Annotated in this window: 16 protein-coding genes and 1 rRNA gene; 10 read left to right on the top strand and 7 right to left on the bottom strand. The window is 54.9% G+C overall.

The window, feature by feature from the left end:
- Positions 1-50 precede the first annotated feature (50 nt).
- The 8 genes from F0Q32_RS02030 (at position 51) to pepE (ending at position 6,580) form a co-directional block, all read left to right on the top strand.
- On the top strand, positions 51-857 hold the full coding sequence (locus F0Q32_RS02030; protein ID WP_149461757.1) for an SDR family oxidoreductase: 807 nt from the start codon (positions 51-53) through the stop codon (positions 855-857).
- Between the two features lie 9 nt (positions 858-866).
- Positions 867-1,274, top strand: coding sequence for a mannose/fructose/sorbose PTS transporter subunit IIA (locus F0Q32_RS02025; RefSeq protein WP_149461756.1), 408 nt, complete (start codon positions 867-869; stop codon positions 1,272-1,274).
- On the top strand, positions 1,274-1,768 hold the full coding sequence (locus F0Q32_RS02020) for a PTS system mannose/fructose/N-acetylgalactosamine-transporter subunit IIB (protein ID WP_149461755.1): 495 nt from the start codon (positions 1,274-1,276) through the stop codon (positions 1,766-1,768). Before F0Q32_RS02025 ends, F0Q32_RS02020 begins: the two co-directional genes overlap by 1 nt.
- 65 nt (positions 1,769-1,833) lie before the next feature.
- Positions 1,834-2,631, top strand: a complete 798-nt coding sequence (locus F0Q32_RS02015; protein ID WP_149461754.1) for a PTS mannose/fructose/sorbose transporter subunit IIC — start codon at positions 1,834-1,836, stop codon at positions 2,629-2,631.
- An 11-nt stretch (positions 2,632-2,642) separates the two neighbouring features.
- On the top strand, positions 2,643-3,467 hold the full coding sequence (locus F0Q32_RS02010) for a PTS system mannose/fructose/sorbose family transporter subunit IID (RefSeq protein WP_015966358.1): 825 nt from the start codon (positions 2,643-2,645) through the stop codon (positions 3,465-3,467).
- Between the two features lie 51 nt (positions 3,468-3,518).
- A complete protein-coding gene (gene sorE / locus F0Q32_RS02005) occupies positions 3,519-4,748 on the top strand; it encodes an L-sorbose 1-phosphate reductase (RefSeq protein ID WP_149461753.1) in 1,230 nt (409 codons plus the stop codon).
- Positions 4,741-5,553, top strand: a complete 813-nt coding sequence (locus F0Q32_RS02000) for a shikimate 5-dehydrogenase (protein ID WP_149461752.1) — start codon at positions 4,741-4,743, stop codon at positions 5,551-5,553. The genes sorE and F0Q32_RS02000 overlap by 8 nt, the downstream gene beginning before the upstream one ends.
- Before the next feature lie 337 nt (positions 5,554-5,890).
- Entirely contained in the window at positions 5,891-6,580 is a 690-nt protein-coding gene (gene pepE, locus F0Q32_RS01995) for a dipeptidase PepE (protein ID WP_149461751.1), read from the top strand.
- A gap of 82 nt (positions 6,581-6,662) precedes the next feature.
- Here the strand turns inward: pepE and F0Q32_RS01990 are convergent, their stop codons facing one another.
- Both F0Q32_RS01990 and metH read right to left on the bottom strand, forming a co-directional pair.
- Positions 6,663-8,294, bottom strand: a complete 1,632-nt coding sequence (locus tag F0Q32_RS01990) for a Na/Pi cotransporter family protein (protein ID WP_149461750.1) — start codon at positions 8,292-8,294, stop codon at positions 6,663-6,665.
- Positions 8,295-8,534: 240 nt separating this feature from the next.
- Positions 8,535-12,218 (bottom strand): methionine synthase, encoded by a 3,684-nt coding sequence (metH, locus tag F0Q32_RS01985; protein WP_149461749.1) that lies wholly within the window; start codon positions 12,216-12,218, stop codon positions 8,535-8,537.
- Positions 12,219-12,420: 202 nt separating this feature from the next.
- On the opposite strand from metH, the gene iclR reads away from it, so the two are divergent.
- Positions 12,421-13,245, top strand: coding sequence for a glyoxylate bypass operon transcriptional repressor IclR (gene iclR, locus F0Q32_RS01980; protein ID WP_149461748.1), 825 nt, complete (start codon positions 12,421-12,423; stop codon positions 13,243-13,245).
- Positions 13,246-13,389: 144 nt separating this feature from the next.
- Here the strand turns inward: iclR and aceK are convergent, their stop codons facing one another.
- The 4 genes from aceK to metA form a co-directional block, all read right to left on the bottom strand.
- Entirely contained in the window at positions 13,390-15,174 is a 1,785-nt protein-coding gene (gene aceK / locus F0Q32_RS01975) for a bifunctional isocitrate dehydrogenase kinase/phosphatase (RefSeq protein ID WP_149461747.1), read from the bottom strand.
- A 102-nt stretch (positions 15,175-15,276) separates the two neighbouring features.
- Positions 15,277-16,581, bottom strand: a complete 1,305-nt coding sequence (gene aceA / locus F0Q32_RS01970; RefSeq protein ID WP_149461746.1) for an isocitrate lyase — start codon at positions 16,579-16,581, stop codon at positions 15,277-15,279.
- 31 nt (positions 16,582-16,612) lie between these two features.
- Positions 16,613-18,214 (bottom strand): malate synthase A, encoded by a 1,602-nt coding sequence (gene aceB, locus F0Q32_RS01965; RefSeq protein ID WP_149461745.1) that lies wholly within the window; start codon positions 18,212-18,214, stop codon positions 16,613-16,615.
- Positions 18,215-18,484: 270 nt separating this feature from the next.
- Positions 18,485-19,414 (bottom strand): homoserine O-succinyltransferase, encoded by a 930-nt coding sequence (gene metA / locus F0Q32_RS01960; RefSeq protein ID WP_149461744.1) that lies wholly within the window; start codon positions 19,412-19,414, stop codon positions 18,485-18,487.
- Positions 19,415-19,570: 156 nt separating this feature from the next.
- Here metA and F0Q32_RS01955 point away from each other — a divergent pair, with 156 nt between their 5' ends.
- Positions 19,571-20,014, top strand: a complete 444-nt coding sequence (locus F0Q32_RS01955; protein WP_149461743.1) for an acetyltransferase — start codon at positions 19,571-19,573, stop codon at positions 20,012-20,014.
- Positions 20,015-20,352: 338 nt separating this feature from the next.
- On the opposite strand, the gene rrf is transcribed toward F0Q32_RS01955, so the two are convergent.
- A 5S ribosomal RNA gene (gene rrf, locus F0Q32_RS01950) occupies positions 20,353-20,468 on the bottom strand.
- Between the last annotated feature and the right edge of the window lie 46 nt (positions 20,469-20,514).

The raw sequence follows: 20,514 nt of genomic DNA, 5'->3' as shown, positions 1-20,514 counted from the left end.
GTAATGAAAAATTACGGCGGGCCTCTGTTACCTAAAATCAGGAGTCTGTTATGCAAACGTGGTTAAATTTGCAGGATAAAACCATTATTGTCACCGGCGGCGCATCCGGCATTGGCCTGGCAATTGTCGAAGAATTATTAGCGCAAGGCGCAAACGTGCAGATGGCCGATATTCACGGTGGTGACGGTCAATATGAAGGCCATAAAGGGTATCAGTTCTGGCCGACCGATATTTCCAGCGCCAAAGAGGTGAATCATACGGTTTCGGAAATTATCCAGCGCTTTGGCCGCATCGACGGTCTGGTGAACAACGCCGGGGTCAATTTCCCGCGTCTGCTGGTCGATGAAAAAGCGCCTGCCGGGCAATATGAACTCAATGAAGCCGCGTTTGAAAAAATGGTCAATATCAACCAGAAAGGCGTTTTTCTGATGTCACAGGCAGTGGCGCGGCAGATGGTCAAACAACACGATGGAGTGATTGTGAACGTCTCCTCGGAAAGCGGGCTGGAAGGCTCAGAGGGCCAGAGCTGCTACGCCGCCACCAAAGCAGCGCTCAATAGTTTCACCCGCTCCTGGTCGAAAGAGCTGGGTAAACACGGTATCCGTGTGGTCGGCATCGCGCCGGGAATTCTGGAAAAAACCGGGCTGCGCACGCCGGAATATGAAGAGGCGCTGGCGTGGACGCGCAATATCACCGTTGAGCAACTGCGCGAAGGCTACACCAAAAATTCCATTCCTATTGGGCGTTCCGGAAGATTAGCGGAAGTAGCTGATTTTGTTTGTTATCTTCTGTCTGAACGCGCCAGCTACATCACCGGAGTAACCACTAACATCGCGGGCGGTAAAACGCGCGGGTAAGGAAGCTTTATGGTCAACGCCATTTTTTGCGCCCACGGCAAATTAGCCTGCGCCATGCTGGAATCGGTTCAGATGGTATACGGCGACGCCAATGTCGAGGCAGTGGAATTTGTGCCCGGCGAGAACGCCGGAGACATCGTGGCAAAGCTGGAAAAGTTAGTGAGTATTTACAATCAGGACGAGTGGCTGATTGCCGTAGATTTACAATGCGGTAGTCCCTGGAATGCGGCCGCGACGCTTGCAATGCGTAACCCGCGCCTGCGGGTGATCAGCGGCCTTTCTCTGCCGCTGGCGCTCGAGCTGGTCGATAACCAGGGCAGCATGAACGTTGATGAACTGTGTGAACACCTGACGCAAATCGCAACGCAAACCTGCGTTGTCTGGAAACAACTGGAAACGGCTGAGGAGGATTTCTGATGAACATTACGCTCGCCCGCATTGATGACCGCCTGATCCACGGCCAGGTCACCACCGTCTGGTCGAAAGTGGCTAATGCCCAGCGCATTATTATCTGCAATGACGAGGTGTATAACGATGACGTTCGCCGGACATTATTGCGTCAGGCCGCACCGCCGGGAATGAAGGTTAACGTGGTCAATATTGAAAAAGCCGTCGCGGTGTATCACAACCCCCAATACCAGGACGAAACCGTATTCTATCTTTTCACTCGTCCCCAGGATGCCTTAGCGATGGTTCGTCAGGGAGTGAAAATCGGCACCCTGAATATAGGTGGAATGGCCTGGCGGCCTGGCAAAAAACAGTTAACCAAAGCCGTCTCATTAGATGATGAGGATATTGAGGCATTTAATGAACTGAATAATCTTGGCGTCACACTGGATTTACGCGTTGTAGCGTCAGATCCTTCTATTAATATTATCGACAAAATAAAAGAGCAATTAGCCACAAATTAAATAATAGCGCCTGTGTACGTATGCTTTAACAGGCAGGGATGACGACACTTAAAAGGTGACAAATAATGGAAATAAGTACCCTACAAATCATTGCCATATTTCTTTTTTCCTGTATTGCCGGAATGGGCAGCGTGCTGGATGAATTTCAGACTCACCGCCCGCTTATCGCCTGTACGGTCATTGGATTAATCCTTGGCGACATTAAAACCGGGATTATGCTCGGCGGCACACTGGAGCTTATTGCGCTCGGCTGGATGAACGTCGGTGCAGCGCAATCTCCGGATTCCGCGCTCGCCAGCATTATCTCCGCCATTCTGGTTATCGTCGGCCAGCAAAGTATCGCCACGGGCATCGCGATCGCCCTTCCCGTGGCGGCGGCAGGCCAGGTGCTGACGGTCTTCGCCCGCACCATCACCGTGGTGTTCCAGCACGCGGCGGATAAAGCCGCAGAAGAAGCACGCTTTCGCACCATCGATATTCTGCATGTCTCCGCGCTTGGCGTTCAGGCGCTGCGCGTTGCTATTCCGGCACTGATTGTCTCGCTGTTCGTCAGCGCCGATATGGTCAGCAATATGCTGAGCGCGATACCGGAATTCGTCACGCGCGGTCTGCAAATTGCGGGCGGTTTTATTGTCGTCGTCGGCTACGCCATGGTGCTGCGCATGATGGGCGTAAAGTACCTGATGCCCTTCTTTTTCCTTGGCTTTATCGCGGGAGGCTATCTCGACCTCAGCCTGCTGGCCTTTGGCGGCGTCGGCGTGATTATCGCGCTGGTCTATATCCAGTTGAATCCGCAATGGCGTAAGTCCGAACCGCAACCCCAGACAAATTCCTCCACCGCCCTTGACCAGCTTGACGACTAACGGAGCCCATCATGGAACAGAGAAAAATCACACGCAGCGATCTGGTGAGCATGTTTCTACGCTCCAACCTGCAACAGGCGTCCTTCAATTTTGAACGCATTCATGGACTGGGTTTTTGCTACGACATGATCCCCGCCATCAAGCGCCTGTATCCACTGAAAGAAGACCAGGTTGCCGCGCTGAAGCGTCACCTCGTGTTCTTCAATACCACACCAGCCGTGTGTGGCCCGGTCATCGGCGTGACCGCCGCGATGGAAGAAGCGCGCGCCAACGGTGCTGAAATTGATGACGGCGCCATCAACGGGATCAAAGTTGGCCTGATGGGCCCGTTGGCCGGGGTTGGCGACCCGCTGGTCTGGGGGACCTTACGCCCGATTACCGCCGCGCTCGGCGCATCGCTGGCGTTGTCCGGCAACATTCTCGGCCCGCTGCTGTTCTTCTTTATTTTCAACGCGGTGCGTCTGGCGATGAAGTGGTATGGGCTGCAGCTCGGCTTTCGCAAAGGCGTGAATATTGTCAGCGATATGGGCGGGAATGTGCTGCAAAAACTGACCGAAGGCGCGTCGATTCTTGGCCTGTTTGTGATGGGCGTGTTGGTCACCAAATGGACGTCAATCAACGTACCGTTGGTGGTTTCACAAACGCCTGCCGCAGACGGCTCCACCGTCACCATGACCGTGCAGAACATTCTCGACCAACTTTGCCCTGGTTTGCTGGCGCTCGGTCTGACACTGCTGATGGTGCGTCTGCTCAACAAAAAAATTAACCCCGTATGGCTGATCTTCGCCCTGTTTGGCTTAGGGATTATCGGCAATGCGCTGGGCTTCCTGTCCTGATTCTTCGCCCCGGCGCAACTGCCGGGGCCATCGCTCAACATGAGGTGGTTTATGAAAACAACAGCTCTGCGTCTTTACGGTAAACGTAACCTGCGTCTGGAAACCTTTGACCTTCCTGAAATGCAGGAGGATGAAATTCTGGCGACAGTGATCACCGACAGCCTGTGTCTTTCCTCCTGGAAAGAGGCCAATCTGGGTGAAAACCATAAAAAAGTACCCGACGATGTGGCAACCCATCCGATCATCATCGGCCATGAGTTTTGCGGCGATATTCTGGCCGTGGGTAAAAAATGGCAGCACAAGTTTCAGCCCGGCCAGCGCTATGTGATTCAGGCCAACCTGCAACTGCCCGATCGCCCGGACTGCCCCGGCTACTCCTTCCCGTGGGTGGGTGGTGAAGCGACGCATGTGGTTATCCCGAACGAGGTCATGGAACAGGATTGCCTGCTGGCATACGAAGGCGAGACCTACTTTGAAGGCTCGTTGGTCGAGCCGCTCTCCTGCGTAATTGGCGCGTTCAACGCCAATTATCATCTGCAGGAAGGCACCTATAACCACAAGATGGGGATTCGCCCACAGGGACGCACGCTGATCCTCGGCGGCACCGGACCAATGGGACTGTTGGCGATTGACTACGCGCTGCATGGGCCGGTGAATCCATCTCTGTTAATCGTCACCGATACCAATAACGACAAGCTGAGCTACGCGCGCAAACACTATCCGTCAGAGCCGCAAACGCTGATTCACTATCTCAATGCCGCCGAGGCCTCGTACGAGACGTTAATGGCACTGAGCGGTGGCCACGGCTTCGACGATATTTTCGTTTTCGTGCCCAATGAAGGGTTGGTTACCCTCGCCTCTTCGCTGCTGGCAGCCGACGGTTGTATGAACTTCTTCGCCGGGCCGCAGGATAAACACTTCAGCGCGCCGATTAATTTCTACGATGTGCATTATGCATTTACCCACTACGTGGGCACGTCGGGCGGCAATACCGACGACATGCGCGCAGCGGTCAAACTGATTGAAGAGAAAAAAGTGCAGGCCGCAAAAGTGGTAACACATATTCTTGGGCTGAATGCCGCGGGCGAAACCACGCTGGAATTGCCCGCCGTCGGCGGCGGGAAAAAGCTGGTGTATACCGGGAAATATCTGCCGCTGACGTCACTCACGCAGATTCAGGATGAAGAACTGGCGGCGATTCTGGCGCGTCATCAGGGAGTCTGGTCCGGCGAGGCGGAGCAATACCTGCTCGCGCATGCAGAGGCGATTACCCATGATTAATCGCGATACTCAACTCTGTATGTCGCTGGCCGGCCGCCCCGGTAACTTCGGCACGCGTTTTCACAACTATCTGTATGAAAAGCTGGGGCTGAATTTCATCTATAAAGCCTTCACTACCCAGGATATTGCAGCGGCGGTGAAAGGCGTGCGCGCGTTGGGTATTCGCGGCTGCGCCGTGTCGATGCCGTTTAAAGAAAGCTGCATGCCTTTTCTTGACGCGATCGATCCGTCAGCAAAGGTTATTGATTCAGTGAATACCATCGTGAATGACGACGGCAAACTGACCGGGTTCAACACTGACTATATCGCGGTGAAAAGCCTGATTACCCACCACCAGCTCAATACCGCCGCACGCGTGATGATTCGCGGTAGCGGTGGTATGGGCAAAGCGGTGATTGCCGCCTTTCGTGACGCAGGCTTTACGGATGTCGTCATCGCCGCGCGCAACCGCGAGAGCGGCCCGATGCTGGCGAAGCAGTATGGGTTCCAGTGGCAACCGCTGCCGGAGGGTATCGCCTGCGATATCCTGGTCAACGTGACGCCAGTCGGCATGAACGGTGGTAAAGAGAGCCATGAGCTGGCCTTTAGCGAAGCGATGGTCTCTACGGCAAGCGTCGTTTTTGATGTTGTGGCCTTGCCGCCGGAAACGCCGCTCATTCGCCTGGCGCAACAGCTTGATAAACAGACGATTACCGGCGCGGAGGTGATTGCCTTGCAGGCCGTTGAGCAATTCGCGATGTATACCGGCGTGCGACCCGATGCGCAGTTGATTGCGCAAGCAGCAAGGTTTGCGCGCGAGGGGTGAGTGACATGAGCGCCTTAGCAGGCGCTCATACTGATGACATACGCAAAATTGCCTGATGCGCTACGCTTATCAGGCCTACTCGTCACTCAACATATTGAATTCGAACGCATTTTTTTGGTTGAATAAGGCGTTAACGCCACATCTGGTATGAACAATGCGCACTCTTTTAGCACTCAACGCTTTATTCTCCCACAGCGCTTCGGTAAGCACTGCTGACAGATTACTCTTCAACTTGTACGCCTCTTCCAGAACTCCGTGAACCCCGTCAGCGAGTCTTATTACCCGGCATGATAGCATAGTCATCAACCCCTTAATTCCCTGATTGTCTGGAGAAAGAATGGAACTGCTGCTGTTAAGTAACTCGACGCTGCCGGGTAAAGCCTGGCTGGAACATGCGCTGCCGCTGATTCGTGGCGCGCTAAACGGTCGCCGTTCGGCGGTATTTATTCCCTTCGCGGGCGTAACGCAAACGTGGGACGCCTACACCGCAAAAACGGCGGCAGTCTTTGAGCCGATGGGCGTGTCGGTCGTCGGAATCCATAACGCCGCCGATCCCGTCGCCGCCATTAAAAATGCTGATCTGGTGATTGTCGGCGGCGGGAATACCTTCCAGTTGCTAAAAGAGAGCCGCGAGCGTGGGTTGCTGGCGCCGATTGTTGATGTGGTGAAGCGCGGCGCGCTCTACATTGGTTGGAGCGCAGGCTCAAATCTGGCTTGCCCAACCATTCGTACCACCAATGATATGCCGATTGTCGATCCGCAAGGTTTTGATGCGCTGGGGCTGTTCCCGCTGCAAATTAACCCGCACTTTACCAATGCACTGCCGGAAGGACACCAGGGGGAAACGCGCGAGCAACGCATCCGCGAACTGCTGGTTGCCGCGCCGGAACTGACGGTAATTGGTTTACCGGAGGGTAACTGGATTCAGGTGAGCGGTGAAGTCGCGACGCTTGGTGGGCCAAATACCAACTATCTGTTTAAAGCGGGTGAAGAGGCGGTGCCACTGGAGGCTGGACACCGTTTGTAAAAAACGTTGCCGGATGCGCTGCGCGGATACGGCCTACAGATTGTAGGCTGGATAAGCGCAGCGCATCCGGCGTCAAAACGCACTAATAGTCATCCCGTTCGTCATCTTCGTCCGGCTGCTCCAGCACGCTGTAAGCCACTGAACAAAACAGTGAGTTGAGACGCTGCATATCGCCCAGCAGGCCAAGGTGTAGCGAGCTGGTTTCAATACTCTGCACGTTCTGCTGGTGCAGACGATCGACGTGCGCATGCGAGTAACGGCGATTCAGGATGCGGAAACGATGTTTGCTGCGGCGCAGGCGACGGGCACTGGTGACATCACCGGAGAAGAATACCGACATCGCCAGCTGCAGGTTACTCAGCAGTTGATCGTAAAGTGCATCCAGTTCCTTCAAGCCTTCTACCGAGAACGCGCGGCGGGCCGCCAGCGATTTATCGGCAATCTCACTGCCCATCCGTTCCACGATATCAGACGCCTGCTCCAGGTTGAGTGACATCTCAATAATTTCCGCCCAGCGTCGGGATTCCTCTTCCGCCAGTTCATCCTTCGGCATGCGAGCCAGATAGAGTTTGATGGCGGTATAAAGCACGTTAATGTCGTCCGCCAGCTTGCGCAGCTCTTTCTCTTCACGCGGTTCGCCGTGCATCACCTTTTTCAACCCTTCAAGCATCTGCTCCATCGCATCACCGATACGCAGCGCTTCACGCGCGGCATTGGCCAGCGCCAGCGTTGGCGTGTCGAGGGCGGTGGTATCCAGATGCTTTGGCTTCAGGCGTGCGTCCAGTTCAGGTTCATCGCGGATCATTCGTTTGCAGAAACGTGCCATCGGCTCGGCGAAGGGAATCATCACCACGCAGCGAATCAGGTTGTAGAAAACGTGGAAATAGATAACCAGTTCTGATTCCGGTAGCGGCAGTTTGTGCAGCGTTTCGGCCAGTACGCGTACAAATGGCAGAATAATCAGGCTGCCCACCAGCTTAAAAAGCAAACTGCCCAGCGCCACCCGGCGAGCGGCGGCATTAGCGGCACTGTTGTTGAGCATCGCCAACAGGCCAGAGCCGAGGTTAGCGCCAATCACCAGACACAGCGCCACCGGGAAGGAAATAATCCCCGCCGTGGTAAGCGTGGCGGTCAGCAGCACGGCGGCCAGGCTCGAATAACTGATGATGGCGAACATCGCGCCAATCAGCGCATCCAGCATGATATCGCCGGTGAGCGAGGCAAAAATCACCTGTACGCCGTTGGCCTGAGTGATCGGCGTGACGGCCTGGACGATGAGTTCCAGCGCCAGCAAAATCAGGCCAAGGCCAATCCCGACGCGACCCAGTTGCCCGGCGCGCGACTGTTTGCGGCCGAGGAAGAAGATCACGCCGATAAAAATCAGCAGCGGCGATAACCAGGATAAATCGAAGGTGAGGATACGCGCCATCAGCGCGGTCCCCACGTCAGCGCCCAACACAATCACCAGGGCAGGCGTCAGGGCGACCAGATCCTGGGCGACGAACGACGTCACCAGCATGGTCGTGGCGTTACTGCTCTGCACCAGCGCAGTGACGCCAATGCCGGCGCAGAAGGCGAGCGGTTTCTTTTCAACGCTACGGCTGAGGACGGTACGCAGACGCGCGCCGAAGACGCGCATCACGCCCGTGCGGACAATGTGGGTGCCCCAAACCAGGAGGGCGACCGCGGAAAGCAGGTGTAACAGCGTTAACACAGAGTGGGGTTCTCCTTATCGTTATTGTTTTCCTGAGGCTATCTGCGCGGTTCTGCCGGATGGCGCTGCGCTTATCCGGCCTACACGCAAGTCGTGAATCCGGCGGCGAACCATGTAGGCCCGGTAAGCGCAGCGCCACCGGGCAAAAACGACGAAGCCTTCTTCCAGTATAAGGGTTTACTCACAAGAAAGAGACAGGGCGCTCAATGAGCGCCCTGTTTGTTGTAAGGAAAAGTGACGTTAGTCCGCGTCATACCCCAGATTCGGGGCCAGCCAGCGTTCAACTTCCTCTACGCTCATCCCTTTGCGGCGGGCGTAATCTTCCACCTGGTCACGCTGAATTTGCGCGACCGCGTAGTACTTGCTGTCCGGGTGGCTGAAATACCAGCCGGAGACCGACGCGCCGGGCCACATGGCGAACGATTCCGTCAGCTTCATGCCAGTGTGTTTTTCGACGTCCAGCAGTTCCCAGATGGTCCCTTTTTCCGTGTGTTCCGGGCAGGCAGGGTAACCAGGCGCCGGGCGAATGCCCTGATAGTTTTCACGGATCAGCTCTTCGTTGCTGAGGTTCTCATTCGGAGCATAGCCCCAGTAAACTTTACGCACGCGCTCATGAAGATATTCGGCAAAGGCTTCCGCCAGGCGGTCGGCTATCGCTTTCACCATGATTTTATTGTAATCATCGTGCTGCGCTTCAAAAGCATCCGCCAGCGCATCTTCTTCCAGCCCACCGGTGACGGCGAACGCGCCGATGTAGTCTTCTTTGCCGCTCAGTTTCGGCGCGACAAAATCAGCAAGACAGTAGTTCGCAAAGCCCACTTTCTCGGTTTGCTGGCGTAAATGACGACTAACGGTGAGCACGTGCGTGCGCGTTTCGTCACGGTAGATTTCGATGTCATCACCCACCCGGTTCGCCGGGAACAGGCCGACCACACCGCGCGGATTCAGCGTTTTCCCGGCGCTCAGTTTGTCGAGTAACTCATTGGCATCTTTAAACAGACGCTGCGCTTCTTCGCCAACGACTTCATCTTCAAGAATGCGCGGATATTTCCCGGCCAGCGACCAGGTCATAAAGAACGGCGTCCAGTCGATGTAGTTGCGCAGCGTTTCGATACTGGCTTCCACTTCCTGCACGCCGAGACGATGAGCCACCGGCGGCGTGTAGCTCGCCCAGTCGAATGCCAGATCGTTTTCACGCGCGGCCTGCAAAGTTACCGGCGGGGTGCGCGGTTTCTTCCGCCCATGCTGAATTCGAACGGTTTCGTACTCTTTACGCGTGCGGGCGACAAAATCGTCACGCTGCGTATCGGAAAGCAGCGCCGCAACCACGCCAACGGTGCGCGAGGCGTTCTGTACATACACCGTTGGGCCGCTGTAGTTCTGCTCGATTTTCACCGCCGTGTGCGCTTTAGAGGTCGTCGCACCGCCAATCAGCAGCGGAATAGTGAAGCCCTGACGCTCCATCTCTTTCGCCACGTTAACCATTTCGTCCAGCGACGGGGTAATCAAGCCGGAGAGGCCAATCAGGTCCGCATTCACTTCTTTGGCGGTTTTGAGAATTTTGTCGGCAGGCACCATCACGCCCAGGTCGATGATTTCGTAGTTGTTGCACTGCAACACCACGCCGACGATATTTTTGCCGATATCATGGACATCGCCTTTTACGGTCGCGATCACCATCTTGCCGTTGCTGGAGCCTTTCTCTTTGCTGGCTTCAATATACGGCTCGAGATAGGCCACCGCCTGCTTCATGACGCGCGCCGATTTCACCACCTGCGGCAGGAACATTTTACCCTCGCCAAACAGATCGCCGACCACGTTCATGCCATCCATTAGCGGGCCTTCAATCACCTCAATCGGGCGAGTTGCCTGCTGACGCGCCTCTTCCGTATCCAGCTCGATAAACTCTGTGATGCCTTTCACCAGTGAGTATTCGAGGCGTTTTTTCACGTCCCACGAACGCCACTCGGCCTGCTGGGCGTTGGCGGTGTCGTCGGTTTTGCTGCCGCGATATTTTTCGGCAAGATCCAGTAAACGCTCGGTGCCATCGTCGCGACGATTAAGAATCACATCTTCCACCGCGTCGCGCAATTCAGCGGGTAGGTCGTCGTAAATCGCCAGTTGCCCGGCGTTCACAATCCCCATGTCCATACCGTTGCGGATAGCGTAGTAGAGGAACACCGCGTGAATGGCTTCGCGCACCGGATCGTTGCCACGGAACGAGAAAGAAACGTTAGAAACGCCGCCGGAGATCAGCGCGTGCGGCAGCTCGCGTTTGATATCTTCACACGCGCCGATAAAGTCCTGCGCATAGTTGTTGTGCTCTTCAATGCCGGTCGCCACCGCGAAGATGTTCGGGTCGAAGATGATATCTTCCGGCGGGAAGCCGACTTCCTCGGTAAGGATTTTGTACGCCCGGCGGCAAATTTCGATTTTACGCGCGCGGGTATCGGCCTGGCCCTGTTCATCAAAGGCCATCACCACTACTGCCGCACCGTAGCGACGCAGCAGTTTGGCGTGGTGTATAAAGGTCTCTACGCCCTCTTTCATCGAGATGGAGTTGACGATGCCTTTACCCTGAATACACTTCAGGCCTTTTTCGATGACGTCCCATTTCGAGGAGTCGATCATAATTGGCACGCGCGCGATATCCGGTTCACCTGCAATCAGGTTGAGGAAACGCACCATCGCCGCTTCGGCGTCGAGCATCCCTTCATCCATGTTGATATCGATAATCTGCGCGCCGCTTTCCACCTGCTGGCGAGCCACATCCAGTGCTTCGCTGTATTTCTCTTCTTTAATCAGACGTTTGAACTTAGCGGAACCGGTGACGTTGGTGCGTTCACCCACGTTCACAAACAGGCTGTCGTCGCCAATGTTCAGCGGCTCCAGGCCAGACAAGCGGCAGGCAACGGGCAGTTCAGGCAGCTTGCGCGGCGGCAGCCCGGCAACGGCACGGCTCATCGCGGCAATGTGTTCCGGCGTGGTACCACAGCAACCGCCGACAATATTCAGAAAGCCCGCTTCCGCCCATTCGCGAATCTGTTTTGCCATGGTGTCGGCATCGAGATCGTATTCACCAAAGGCGTTTGGCAGCCCGGCGTTAGGGTGGGCGGTGACGTAGCATTCCGCAATACGCGACAGTTCCTGTACGTACTGGCGCAGTTCATCCGGCCCCAGCGCACAGTTCAGGCCAAAGGTCAGCGCTTCGGCGTGGCGCAATGAGTTGTAAAATGCTTCAGTGGTTTGCCCGGAGAGCGTTCGCCCGGAGGCATCGGTGATGGTGCCGGAAATCATGATCGGCAAGTCAACGCCCAGTGCTTCAAACTCTTCTTTTACTGCGAAAATCGCCGCTTTGGCGTTGAGGGTGTCGAAGACGGTTTCAATCAGGATAAGGTCCGCGCCGCCTTCCACCAATGCTTTCGTTGATTCGCGGTATGCGGCCACCAGCCCATCAAAAGTGATATTGCGAAATGCCGGGTCGTTAACATCAGGTGAGATGGAGGCCGTACGGTTGGTGGGGCCAAGAACACCTGCCACATAGCGCGGTTTTTCCGGTGTGCGTGCGGTCCACTCATCGGCGCAGGCACGCGCCAGTTTGGCGGCAGCGAAGTTGATTTCCGCCGACAGGGATTCCATCTGGTAATCCGCCATGGCGATGGTTGTGGAGTTAAAGGTGTTGGTTTCAATGATATCCGCGCCCGCTTCGAAATAGGCATCATGAATGGCGGAGATCACCTCCGGCTTGCTCAACACCAGCAGGTCGTTGTTACCCTTGAGGTCGCACGGCCAGTCGGCAAAACGCGCGCCGCGAAAATCCGCTTCGCTCAGGCGATAGCTCTGGATCATGGTGCCCATGCCCCCGTCCAGAACCAGAATTCGATCATTTAACTGCTGACGTAATTGTTCAACTTTGCTGCTCACACGCACTCCCGACCACGCTCAACCAAACCCAGAGAAAAAAACGGCAATAGACCATACTGGCATAAACCCTGATGGTGGAAAAGAGAACAACGCGCTACATGAGACAAGTTCACCATGACTCATCGGATCAGTAAGTCTGGCGATTGCATTATAATCAAATAAAACGAAAATGATTTCCACGATACAGAAACAGGAGTTCGCTATGGTTGCCACCGTTCCCGCGAAGCGCGGAAGAAAACCCGCCGCAGCCGCCGCTCCGCAGAGTGGCCAGGTTCAGTCTTTAACGCGCGGGCTGAAATTACTGGAATGGATTGCCGAATCAAACGGCAGCGTTGCGCTGACTGAACTCGCCCAGCAGGCCGGATTGCCCAATTCCACCACTCACCGTTTACTGACCACCATGCAGCAGCAAGGTTTCGTCCGTCAGGTGGGCGAGCTGGGGCACTGGGCGGTGGGCGCGCATGCATTTATCGTCGGCAGCAGTTTTTTGCAGAGCCGTAATTTGCTGGCAATTGTCCACCCTATCCTGCGCAAACTGATGGAAGACTCCGGCGAGACGGTCAACCTGGCGGTGCTGGATCAAAGCGACCATCAGGCCATTATTATTGACCAGGTGCAATGTACCCAGTTGATGCGCATGTCTGCCCCCATTGGTGGCAAACTTCCGATGCACGCCTCCGGTGCGGGTAAGGCGTTCTTATCGCAGCTGAGCGAAGAGCAAGTTACCGGCTTACTGCACCGCAAAGGGCTGCACGCCTATACCCATGCGACGCTGGTGTCGCCGGTACATCTGAAGGAAGACCTCGCCCAAACGCGCAAGCGCGGGTACTCCTTTGATGACGAAGAGCATGCGCTGGGGCTGCGCTGCGTGGCGTCCTGCATTTATGACGAGCACCGCGAGCCGTTTGCAGCGATCTCCATTTCCGGGCCGATTTCACGCATTACCGACGACCGGGTAACTGAGTTTGGCGCGATGGTGATCAAGGCGGCGAAGGAAGTAACGCTGGCGTATGGTGGGATTCGATAACAAAAATGCCCCATCGCTGATGGGGTATTCCAGATGGCCGACAAAGTGCGTGTTGTTCTTGCCGGATGCCGCGTAAACGCATTATCCGGCCTACAAACCTCGCTAATTCAATACATTGCAGAATACCTGATAAGCAAATCGCCATCAGGCTGATCGAGGCATAACGCCGGATGGCGGCGCAAGCGCCTTATCCAACCTACGATCGGTTTCATAACGCACGCTGAAACGCTGGCGACGACGGTAGGCGTAAACATCCTCCACATGACCATTTTTGATGCGCGTCTGTAGGCCGCGCCAGTAGCCGGCGCTGAACAAGTCGGCATGCATCTCTTCAAACAGCGGGCCGATACGCGGGTCGGCACAGAGCCAGTGGCGAAACTCCTCCGGGAAGACATCGCCCGGCGAGACGCTGTACCAGGGTTCGCTGGCCAGTTCGTCTTCCGGGTAGCGCGGGGGCGGGATATCGCGGAAATTCACTTCGGTCATGTAGCAAATTTCATCGTAATCATAGAACACCACGCGGCCATGACGGGTGACGCCAAAGTTTTTAAACAGCATATCGCCGGGGAAAATATTGGCGGCGGCGAGCTGGCGAATGGCATTGCCGTACTCTTCAATCGCATCGCGCAACTGCTGGCCCTCGGATTGCTCCAGCCAGATATTAAGCGGCACCATTCGCCGTTCGATGTAAAGATGGCTGATAACAATGTGGTCGCCCTGTTCGGTGATTTTCTCCGGCGCTTCTTGCTGCAATAGCGCCATCAGCGCAGGCGAGATTTGCCGTTTCTCCAGCACAAAGTTTTCGAATTCCTGAGTGTCCGCCATCCGCCCGACGCGATCGTGCTCTTTAACCAGTTGATAGCAGGCGCGAACGTGCGCGGCATTCATCTCTTTTTGCGGAGCAAATTTGTCTTTGATGACCTTGAAAACGCGATCGTAGCCTGGCAGCGTAAATACCAGCATCACCATGCCACGAATACCCGGCGCTTCAATAAACTGCTCATCAGTACCGGCGATATAGTGCAGGTATTCGCGGTAACTTTCTGTTTTTGCATGCTTCTGGCAGCCAATCGCCATATACAGTTCCGCGGTGGATTTGCCGGGCAGAATCTCGCGCAACCATTCCACCATCGCCGCCGGCAGTGGCGCATAAACCATGAAATAGGAGCGGGCGAAGCCAAAGACAATGCTCGCTTCCGTCGCGGTGGTCAGACAGGTATCAACAAACAGCTCTCCTTCATCCGTGCGGTGAATGGGGACTAAAAAGGGCAACGTAGCAGAGGGTGTCACCAGCTTGCCAACCAGCCACGCTGCCTTATTGCGATAAAACAGTTCGTTCGCCACCTGCAGGTGCGATTGTTGAAGCATCGCCAGGCCGAAGGTTTCATTCAGATGTGCAATGATGTAGTTGATATCACGCTGTTTATTCTGCCACGGCAGACGTAACGGCAGGTCAGTCAGCAGGCGATTGAGCAGCAGCCCCCAGCCGTGTTCAGGAAAGAAATCCTTCGCCAGCGGGCGTGGAATGGTGCGGAAACGGCGCTCCGGCTGTGAGCTAAAAATAAAAAGCCGCTCCGGTGTGAGCGAGCGGTGATCGAATAATCGGCAGTAAACCGAGTTAAAAAAGCTCTCCGCGATTTCGAAGCGAGGGTAATCGGGGAGAAGCGCGGTGTAGTGCTCTTTCACGCGTAACAAAAATTCGGCATCCGCGCCTTTGCCATCAGTGATGCAGCGCAACTGCTCCACCACCAGACCAACGTGGTGATCATAAAGGTGAATACGGCTTTTCATCGCCTTCTGCACAGCGTGCCAGTCGGCCTGTTCAAAGCGCTGCTGCGCGCCGGAGGTCACTTCCAGAAAACGCCCGTACTGGGCGTCAAAACCTTGCAAAATGGTGTGGGCAATCAGTAATTCCAGGCCACGCGGCATAATCGACCTCGTCCGGTGCGCGGTATGCCGGATGGCGCTGACGCTTATCCGGCCTACAAAACGGTGTAGGCCCGGTAAGCGACGCGCCACCGGGCATCTGGATCAGAACTGTGACTCTTCCGTTGAACCGGTCAACGCGGTTACTGAAGAAGCGCCACCCTGAATAATGGTCGTCACGTTATCGAAGTAGCCCGTCCCCACTTCCTGCTGATGAGAAACAAAGGTGTAACCGTCTTTGCCCGCTTCAAATTCTGGCTGCTGCACTTTCTCAACGTAGTGCTTCATTCCTTCACCCTGCGCGTAGGAGCGCGCCAGGTCGAACATGTTGAACCACATGCTGTGAATGCCCGCCAGGGTGATGAACTGGTATTTGTAGCCCATATCCGACAGTTGCTGCTGGAAGCTGGCGATGGTTTTATCGTCCAGATTTTTCTGCCAGTTGAACGACGGCGAGCAGTTATAAGCCAGCAATTTACCTGGATATTTCGCGTGAACCGCCTCGGCAAAACGGCGCGCGAGGTCAAGATCCGGCGTGGAGGTTTCACACCACACCAGGTCTGCATACGGCGCATACGCCAGACCACGGCTAATCGCCTGTTCGATACCCGCACGGGTTCGGAAGAAGCCCTCACAGGTGCGTTCGCCGGTGATAAATTCGCTATCATAAGCGTCGCAATCAGAGGTAATCAGATCCGCCGCATCCGCATCTGTTCGCGCAATAACCAGCGTCGGCACGCCCATAACGTCAGCGGCCAGGCGTGCCGCAACCAGTTTCTGGATAGCTTCCTGCGTAGGAACCAGCACTTTTCCACCCATATGACCGCACTTCTTCACCGATGCGAGCTGATCTTCGAAGTGAACAGCCGCTGCACCGGCCTCAATCATCGATTTCATCAGTTCATACGCATTGAGCACGCCGCCGAAACCGGCCTCCGCATCAGCGACGATCGGCAGGAAATAATCGGTATAACGCGGATCATTCGGTTCGATACCGGACGCCCATTGGATCTGATCCGCACGGCGAAAGGTGTTGTTGATCCGATCCACTACCGCAGGCACCGAGTTCGCCGGGTAGAGGGATTGATCCGGATACATGCTTGATGCCAGGTTGGCGTCAGCCGCTACCTGCCAGCCGGAAAGATAGATAGCTTCAATACCCGCTTTCGCCTGCTGCAACGCCTGGCCGCCGGTCAGCGCGCCGAGGCTGTTGACGTAGCCTTTCTTCGACTCGCCGTGCAGCAGTCGCCACATCTTCGCCGCACCCAGTTGCGCCAGCGTGCACTCCGGGTTAACCGAGCCGCGTAATTTCACCACTTCCTCGGCGCTGTAGGGGCGACGAATGCCTTCCCAGCGCGGTTGAGTCCACTCTTTCTGTAATTCTTCAATTTGTTGTGTACGGGTTTTCATGTGCAGATGCTCCATATTGTTATGTGGTGATTTACGCTAACAGGCGGTAGCCTGGCAGTGTCAGGAAGTCGATAAGGTCGTCGGAGGTGGTGATCTGCTCCATCAGGCGCGCGGCGTCATCGAAGCGCCCACTGCTGAAGCGATGCTCGCCCAGCTCTTCCTGAATCACCAATAACTCTTCAGCCAGCATCTGGCGGAACAGCGCTTTGGTGACGGCTTTGCCGTTGCTCAGGGTTTTCTCATGATGGATCCATTGCCAGATAGAGGTGCGAGAGATTTCCGCCGTCGCCGCATCTTCCATCAGGCCATAGATAGGGACGCAGCCGTTGCCGGAGATCCACGCTTCTATATACTGCACCGCGACACGAATATTGGCGCGCATGCCCTCTTCGGTACGTTCACCGTCACAGGGGGCCAGCAGTTGTTCAGCGGTGATCGGCGCATCGTCGGTGCGGGTCACGAATAACTGATTTTTATGCTCGCCGAGCACATCGTTGAAAACCGCCATCGCAGTATCCGCCAGTCCCGGATGCGCCACCCATGTGCCATCGTGACCGTTATTGGCTTCCAGCGATTTATCCGCTTTGACTTTGTTAAGCACCTGCGTATTTCGCTCGGCGTCTTTACTCGGGATAAACGCCGCCATGCCGCCCATCGCGAACGCGCCGCGTTTGTGGCAGGTTTTAATCAGCAGGCGCGAATAAGCGCTGAGGAACGGTTTGTCCATCGTCACCACCTGGCGGTCAGGCAACACGCGGTCCGGGTGGTTTTTCAGGGTTTTAATGTAGCTGAAGATGTAATCCCAGCGGCCACAGTTCAGGCCGACAATGTGATCGCGCAGCGCGTGCAGGATTTCATCCATCTGGAAGACGGCGGGCAACGTTTCAATCAGCAGAGTCGCTTTGATGGTGCCGCGCGGCAGGTCAAAACGATCTTCCGCATAGCTGAAGACTTCACTCCACCAGGCCGCTTCCTGCCAGGCCTGGGTTTTCGGCAGGTAGAAGTAAGGGCCGCTGCCTTTCTCCAGCAACGCTTTGTAGTTGTGGAAGAAGTAGAGCGCGAAATCAAACAGGCTGCCCGGAATGGCTTCACCGCGCCAGGTAACGTGTTTCTCCGGTAAATGCAGGCCGCGCACGCGACAAATCAGCAGCGCGGGATTGGGTTTCAACTGGTAGATTTTCCCGGCGTCATTGGTGTAACTGATAGTGCCGTTCACGGCATCGCGCAGGTTGATTTGCCCATCAATCACTTTGTTCCAGTCCGGTGCCAGCGAATCCTCAAAATCGGCCATAAAGACTTTTACGTTGGCGTTCAGGGCGTTAATCACCATTTTGCGTTCAACAGGGCCGGTGATCTCTACACGGCGATCCTGTAAGTCTTCGGGAATACCACGGATTTTCCAGTCACTGTTACGAATGGAAGCGGTTTCCGAAATAAAATCAGGCAACTTTCCATCATCGATATCCTGCTGTTGCTGAATGCGCGCAGCCAGCAGTTTATTGCGCTTCGGCGTAAAGCGTGTCACCAGTTCGCTGAGAAATTCAACGGCTTCTGCCGTTAAGATTTGTTGCTCCTGCCCGGTAAAAGGTTCGGTAAACGCCAGTTCATCCGCCGTTGTTGCCTGTTGTGTCATTGTGCTGATCCTCATTATGTATTCCGATCGATCCCCCTGGGGTGAACGGACGATCACTGCATAGTTTTCATTCAACACTTTTAAGACTATCCAGGAATTAATAAAAATCAAAAACGATTTCCATTTTTAATTTAAATTACATGTAACGTGATGATTAGAATGGAATTAAATTTTTTTAAATGATTGAGGTGCGTTTCGGAAATAAAAAAGGCACCCGAAGGTGCCTGAGGAAGAGTGCTGAAACGCTTTAGGATCGAGGGACGTAGACGATCAGTCCAGCGTTGGATTCATATTCCGCAGATCGTATGGTGTGATTTGGTAAACGTAATAGTTGAGCCAGTTGGCAAACAGCAGGTTGCCGTGGCTTCGCCAGGTGGCGCGTGGTTTATTCTGCGGGTCGTTTTTCGGGAAGTAGTTGTGCGGTACTTCCGGGCTAAGACCGGCATCCACGTCCCGGAAAAATTCGCCTGCCAGCGTGTTAGCGTCGTACTCAGGATGACCCGTCACAAATGCAATGCGCTTGTCTTTGCTGGCAAAGAGGTAAGCATCCCCGCCGTCCGTTTCCGCCAGAATATCGAGGTCGGTATAGTCGCGAATGAGCGCTGCCGGAAAATCGGCATAGCGTGAGTGCGGTGCCAGGAAGCTGTCATCGAACCCACGTGTAAGCAAGGCGTGTGGCTGAAGAATATGGTGTTCATAGACGCCAGAAAGTTTGTCGCTGCGGGTTTGTTTTGGAATGCCATAAAGAATATTCAGCGCGGCCTGGACGGCCCAACAGACAAACAGCGTGGAGGTAACGTGATCTTTTGCCCACTCCAGCACCTGCTTTATCTGCGGCCAGTAGGCGACATCATTAAATTCGACCAGCCCCAACGGCGCACCAGTGACAATCAGGCCATCGAAGTTCTGATCGCGGATCTCGTCAAAATTACAGTAGAAGTTATTCAGGTGTTCAGCGGGTGTATTGCGCGATTCCCGCGCATCAATACGTAACAGTTGGATATCCACCTGCAACGGCGAGTTAGAGAGAAGACGCAGAAACTGGTTTTCCGTTTCGATTTTCTTCGGCATCAGGTTAAGAATCAGGACTTTAAGCGGACGGATTTCCTGACCTGTTGCGCGTGATGTGGTCATTACAAAGACATTTTCATCACGCAAGAAATTGACGGCTGGTAGCTCGTCCTGTACCCGAATCGGCATAACCTTGTTACCTCACAACATACGTATAAACGTTTAGACATCCAGATAGCTGACAATAACCAGGAATAAGTGAAATGTCGAGTCTGCATGTGAAAGGTGAGAAAGTTTCACCGACAACATTACCGTAGAATATAAGAATATATAAAAGGAGTATCTATGGTTATTAGTATTCGACGTTCCCGGCACGATGAAGGGGAAAAGCTGGTGGCTGTCTGGTGCCGTTCTGTTGATGCCACGCACCATTTTTTGTCCGCTGAGTATCGGGCTGAGCTGGAAAGGCTGGTACGCTCATTTTTACCGGAAGCACCACTTTGGGTTGCAGCCAATGCGCAAGATGAGCCGGTTGGTTTTATGCTGTTGAGCGGGCAGCATATGGATGCATTGTTTGTAGATCCTGATGCACGTGGAATGGGAGTTGGCCGTTTGTTGGTAGAACATGCACTTTCTCAGGCACCTGATTTAACGACCAACGTGAATGAGCAGAACGAGCAGGCGGTTGGGTTTTATAAGAAAATGGGGTTTAGAGTGACAGGACACAGCGAGGTGGACGATCTTGGGAAGCCGTATCCGTTGTTGAATCTGGCGTATTTGAAGGGGTAGTGCGCGCTGTGTCGCCCGGTGGCGCTGCGCTTACCGGGCCTACGGATTCGTGCCATTCGGTGGGGTTTGTTCTTTTGTAGGCCGGATAAGGCGCAGCCGCCATCCGGCATTGTTTTTTTCGCGCCAGCGCAAAAAGGCCATCCTTCCGGATGGCCTTCTGCTTATTTGATGCCTGGAAGTTTATGGCGGGCGTCCTGCCCGCCACCCTTCGGGCCGTTGCTTCGCAACGTTCAAATCCGCTCCCGGCGGTTTTGTCCTGCTCGGGAGAGCGCTCACCGACAAGCATCAGATAAAACAAAAGGCCCAGTCTTTCGACTGAGCCTTTTATTTTATTTGATGCCTGGCAGTTCCCTACTCTCGCATGGGGAGACCCCACACTACCATCGGCGCTACGGCGTTTCACTTCTGAGTTCGGCATGGGGTCAGGTGGGACCACCGCGCTAGTGCCGCCAGGCAAATTCTGTTGTATTAACCCGCTTACGCCGGTTAATTTAATCTGT

The sequence above is a fragment of the Pseudocitrobacter sp. 73 genome (genome assembly GCF_008369545.1).
GTDB classification, from domain to species: domain Bacteria; phylum Pseudomonadota; class Gammaproteobacteria; order Enterobacterales; family Enterobacteriaceae; genus Pseudocitrobacter; species Pseudocitrobacter vendiensis.
The sequence above is the reverse complement of the archived record's forward strand: the minus strand, read 5'-3'. Positions and strand labels throughout refer to the sequence as shown.

What these genes read in the sequence shown, in the direction of transcription:
- F0Q32_RS02030 (WP_149461757.1), top strand. Translation starts at nt 51, where the DNA reads ATGCAAACGTGGTTAAATTTGCAGGATAAAACCATTATTGTCACCGGC.
- F0Q32_RS02025 (WP_149461756.1), top strand. Translation starts at nt 867, where the DNA reads ATGGTCAACGCCATTTTTTGCGCCCACGGCAAATTAGCCTGCGCCATG.
- F0Q32_RS02020 (WP_149461755.1), top strand. Translation starts at nt 1,274, where the DNA reads ATGAACATTACGCTCGCCCGCATTGATGACCGCCTGATCCACGGCCAG.
- F0Q32_RS02015 (WP_149461754.1), top strand. Translation starts at nt 1,834, where the DNA reads ATGGAAATAAGTACCCTACAAATCATTGCCATATTTCTTTTTTCCTGT.
- F0Q32_RS02010 (WP_015966358.1), top strand. Translation starts at nt 2,643, where the DNA reads ATGGAACAGAGAAAAATCACACGCAGCGATCTGGTGAGCATGTTTCTA.
- sorE (WP_149461753.1), top strand. Translation starts at nt 3,519, where the DNA reads ATGAAAACAACAGCTCTGCGTCTTTACGGTAAACGTAACCTGCGTCTG.
- F0Q32_RS02000 (WP_149461752.1), top strand. Translation starts at nt 4,741, where the DNA reads ATGATTAATCGCGATACTCAACTCTGTATGTCGCTGGCCGGCCGCCCC.
- pepE (WP_149461751.1), top strand. Translation starts at nt 5,891, where the DNA reads ATGGAACTGCTGCTGTTAAGTAACTCGACGCTGCCGGGTAAAGCCTGG.
- iclR (WP_149461748.1), top strand. Translation starts at nt 12,421, where the DNA reads ATGGTTGCCACCGTTCCCGCGAAGCGCGGAAGAAAACCCGCCGCAGCC.
- aceK (WP_149461747.1), bottom strand. Translation starts at nt 15,174, where the DNA reads ATGCCGCGTGGCCTGGAATTACTGATTGCCCACACCATTTTGCAAGGT.
- aceA (WP_149461746.1), bottom strand. Translation starts at nt 16,581, where the DNA reads ATGAAAACCCGTACACAACAAATTGAAGAATTACAGAAAGAGTGGACT.
- aceB (WP_149461745.1), bottom strand. Translation starts at nt 18,214, where the DNA reads ATGACACAACAGGCAACAACGGCGGATGAACTGGCGTTTACCGAACCT.
- metA (WP_149461744.1), bottom strand. Translation starts at nt 19,414, where the DNA reads ATGCCGATTCGGGTACAGGACGAGCTACCAGCCGTCAATTTCTTGCGT.
- F0Q32_RS01955 (WP_149461743.1), top strand. Translation starts at nt 19,571, where the DNA reads ATGGTTATTAGTATTCGACGTTCCCGGCACGATGAAGGGGAAAAGCTG.